At 63.6% G+C, this 3,305-nt stretch carries 5 protein-coding genes; all 5 read right to left on the bottom strand.

Translation table 11 applies throughout. The features are described 5' to 3' along the window. Positions 1 to 123: 123 nt before the first annotated feature. The 5 genes from CF70_RS09515 to CF70_RS36545 all read right to left on the bottom strand — a co-directional run bounded on the left by CF70_RS09515 (position 124) and on the right by CF70_RS36545 (position 3,067). On the bottom strand, positions 124 to 330 hold the full coding sequence (locus tag CF70_RS09515) for a DUF6494 family protein (RefSeq protein WP_035863454.1): 207 nt from the start codon (positions 328 to 330) through the stop codon (positions 124 to 126). A 170-nt stretch (positions 331 to 500) separates the two neighbouring features. Next, on the bottom strand, positions 501 to 1,091 hold the full coding sequence (locus CF70_RS09510) for an OmpA family protein (RefSeq protein ID WP_035863451.1): 591 nt from the start codon (positions 1,089 to 1,091) through the stop codon (positions 501 to 503). Between the two features lie 134 nt (positions 1,092 to 1,225). Beyond that, positions 1,226 to 1,999 (bottom strand): S1 family peptidase, encoded by a 774-nt coding sequence (locus CF70_RS09505; RefSeq protein WP_081862097.1) that lies wholly within the window; start codon positions 1,997 to 1,999, stop codon positions 1,226 to 1,228. 21 nt (positions 2,000 to 2,020) lie between these two features. After that, on the bottom strand, positions 2,021 to 2,509 hold the full coding sequence (locus tag CF70_RS09500) for an RT0821/Lpp0805 family surface protein (protein WP_051648207.1): 489 nt from the start codon (positions 2,507 to 2,509) through the stop codon (positions 2,021 to 2,023). Positions 2,510 to 2,554: 45 nt separating this feature from the next. Continuing rightward, the gene (locus tag CF70_RS36545) at positions 2,555 to 3,067 is read right to left on the bottom strand and encodes a thermonuclease family protein (RefSeq protein WP_160172244.1); all 513 of its coding nucleotides are present in this window, start codon (positions 3,065 to 3,067) and stop codon (positions 2,555 to 2,557) included. Between the last annotated feature and the right edge of the window lie 238 nt (positions 3,068 to 3,305).

The raw sequence follows: 3,305 nt of genomic DNA, 5'->3' as shown, positions 1-3,305 counted from the left end.
TCCTGCTGCGGGGGACCGAATACTAAGGGTTCCCCACTAAGCTTGCAAGCTTTTTCTGGGAAATTCTTGTGAGAGCCCCTTTAGCCACTTGTGATCCGTGAAAGCGTCGGAGGGCAGCTGGCGTCACTCAAGCTGAATCTCGCCGTCAAACTGAACCTTGACTTGCAAAGCCGCCAGTTCCAGCGTAACCACGACCGGCAACCGCTCCGTGCCGGTCACGGTGCCGGCCGCGAGCGCGCGGGATACCGCTTGCTCGATTTCCCGCTGCGAGTTCACGCCGACGACCTTGAGGAACTTGCGAATGCTGAGGTTGAAGGTCTCTTCGTTCATAGCACTCTCCTGGCTGTTGCCACAACGCAAGACTAGGTGATGGCGGTACGTCTGCTGCCCGGCTGTCCCACGCCCGCCCTGCCCCATCACCCGGGATGGCTGGATCCCCGCCGGCCTCGCAAGGTCGGCGTAGTCGCCGCTCTGCGACAGCGTGAGCCCGCATGCAGCGACTATTCCTTCACCGTGACGATGGTCACGCGACGATTCTCGGGGGCTGCGGGGTTCTGCATATTCAGTGGCTCGGTAGCGCCTTTGCCCACCGGCTTCAGACGGTCCGCGGCAATGCCGCCCTCCAGCGTCAGGTATTCCGCCACCGCCGCGGCGCGGCTCTCGGAAAGCTTCAGGTTGGCATCCGCCGGGCCGCGCGGGTCCGCATGCCCTTCGATACGAAACCTGTATGACGAGAGCCTTGCCGATTGCAGCCCGCGGGCGACCTTGCCGAGCGCCGCACGGGCACTTGCGGTCAGCCTCGAAGAATTGCTGTTGAATGTGATCAGCAACTGCGCGGACGGACTTTTCGCCGCGCTGCCGAGTTCCTGCGTCGCGGGGACATCACGGTGCACGATGCCGAGTGTCTCGTTCCGGTCATCCGCATCCTGCGGAGTCAAGGCATTGGTGATCGACTCAACGCTAATGTCCTGTTCCCTCATTAAGAGTTCGCCTGCACGGGCGGACGGCCAGGCAGCCAGGATGGAAAGCGCCACGATTAACAGGTGGATCAACCGGTGCGTACCGAAAGCGAAACGCGTGACATTTGCCATTTTGAAACTCCAGGTACTTGCGCGCTTCCACGCTCGTGCTGTGCATCGCCACAATCCTCGCCATTCATTATAGGTATGCGACGGCATTCGCCATGCCTCTCCGAAGGCGTTTCCCAGGGCGTTTCCCAGGGCATTTACTCGGCGCATTGAACGAGAGCCGAAACCTGCCTGAGCCTTGTGCCGGGCTTCATCTCCGGAGCCTGAAGCGCGGGCGGCGCCGGCGCGATGGACATCGAGTGGAGGAACTGCGCAAGGTCCTGCGCTGGAACCGCGACGCTGAGTTCAGGCTTGTCCGTGTACCGTCCCACGATCATGCCGAGCAACTCACCCTGCGCGTCGACAACCGGCCCTCCGCTATTGCCTTCATGCAGCGCAGCGCGCAGCACCAGAAGCCGATGGCCCTCAGGCTGCACAATGCCGCGCACGGACCCTCGCGTCATGACAGGCACAAGCGGCGTCGATGGCGTGAGGCCGAAGCCGATCGTATAGACCGGCGCGCCCCGGCGCACGGATCTGGCAATGGGCCGCGCCACCATTTCCACTGGACGATTCGTTGCGAGCAGCGCCAGATCTCGCTGCTCGTCGATGGCCACAAGTGATGCGGGCACGCTCTTCAGGTCGGCTGGCCAGACATCGATCTGCCGGCAGCCGCGCACGACGTGCGCGCTGGTGAGCATCTCTCCGGACCGCGCCACAAAGAATGCCGTGCCGCTGCGAAGCATCCCGTCATGGCTCTTGTCTTTACCGTGGCCGGGATTTGCGTGTCTTTGTGCGCCCACAGCTGTGATATCGCCGGCGAGGTCATCGGGCGACCCGCCGCGCTCTGCGGCTGCGCTCAGATTCCAGATGCCGATCGCCCCAATTGCCAGAACCAGGCACCACGGCGAGGAGCGCTCGCACCGTTCCATGACATTCGATCCCGAAAGACACTATTGGGCGGCCAGCTCCCACTCTCCCTTTGCATTCCGGCACGCGCGCGAAGTCTGTTCGTAAGACTTCCCCTCCTTTACGTAAGTCTCCGTGAAGTTGCGGCACGTTTGCGCGCTTGCGGACTTCGTGTATCCGCTGAGCGGCTTGATGGTGCCGGAGTTCCCCGTCTTCGGGTTATGCCAGGTCCTTGGCTGGTTGTTCTCCGCGGTCTGCAAGGTTTGCTTCAATGCGGCCTGGCGGGCTTCGCGGTCTCGCTCATCCATCTCTCTGCCGATGATGCCGCCAAGCAGCGCGCCGGCCATGCCTCCCGCGACTATTGCGCCCGCATTGCCATGGCTAAAGATGCCGCCAAGCGCAGCACCCGTGCCGGCACCAATCAGCGCACCCGAAGTGGTCTTGTTCATGCCTGTTGAATCGCCCTGCGCGCACCCCGCAAGAACCGCACTTGCGGTTGCCGTGCAGGCAATTGCTAGAGTCCATTTGTTCATTGCGTTTATCCTTTGACAGTCAGGCGGAATCGCCACCCCCTTTGACTACATTGCCCAGACACCAACGTGCGCGCGTCGCGCGTCCTGCTCGGCAGTGGCATATTGCGCCGGCGCGCCGTCCCTTGCGCGAGCCCAGCCGTTTCGGAGAGCGTGCTCGCCAATGTCCTCTCCATCCGCGAAGCACTGAAAGGCCTTGTCTTTGGCGAAACACTGGAGCTGGTTGCCCTTACCCTTGAGATAGCGCTGCATGGCCTGGGCAGGCTTTCCGTCTTCGCCGCGTATGGAGGATAGGTTGACAATTTTCCCGCCGACGATCAGCGCTCCCGAATCCAGCACCTGGGCCACGGTTCCCTCAAGGTCTGGCTTGGCCCGCGGCGATGCCGGATTACCCCCACCCGGCCCTGCCGGGGGGGAAGAAGGCTTCGGTATCAGCGCGATCGGCGGAAGATCGATCGGCTGCTCCTGCGCGGGTGGCTCAGCCACGGAGACCTGCGGCGGCACCTTCGACGCCGGCAGGGGTGCCGGGGGCGTCGGCTGCGGATGCCGGGTCAATGCCATCAACAGTATTCCGGCACCAACGACCAGCCCGGCGGCAGCCGCGCCGAAACCCGCGACGCGAAGCCGCGGCCCCGGCCGCACCGGCTCCGGCCTGACCGCCGTGCTGTGGGTTGGAGCCTGCCCAACCGGCCGGGAATGCGATTCGTCCGCAGTTGTCGGAGGTGCGGGATGTGGCCCAGCGTGTCGAGCGGCATCCTCATCGGCGCGCAGTTGGGCTCCTGCGTTCAGGCTTGTGTTT

The organism is Cupriavidus sp. SK-3 (assembly GCF_000611145.1).
Lineage (GTDB): Bacteria > Pseudomonadota > Gammaproteobacteria > Burkholderiales > Burkholderiaceae > Cupriavidus.
This window is presented reverse-complemented; position numbering and strand designations above follow the sequence as displayed.

What these genes read in the sequence shown, in the direction of transcription:
- CF70_RS36545 (WP_160172244.1), bottom strand. Translation starts at nt 3,067, where the DNA reads ATGGCATTGACCCGGCATCCGCAGCCGACGCCCCCGGCACCCCTGCCG.
- CF70_RS09510 (WP_035863451.1), bottom strand. Translation starts at nt 1,091, where the DNA reads ATGGCAAATGTCACGCGTTTCGCTTTCGGTACGCACCGGTTGATCCAC.
- CF70_RS09505 (WP_081862097.1), bottom strand. Translation starts at nt 1,999, where the DNA reads ATGGAACGGTGCGAGCGCTCCTCGCCGTGGTGCCTGGTTCTGGCAATT.
- CF70_RS09500 (WP_051648207.1), bottom strand. Translation starts at nt 2,509, where the DNA reads ATGAACAAATGGACTCTAGCAATTGCCTGCACGGCAACCGCAAGTGCG.
- CF70_RS09515 (WP_035863454.1), bottom strand. Translation starts at nt 330, where the DNA reads ATGAACGAAGAGACCTTCAACCTCAGCATTCGCAAGTTCCTCAAGGTC.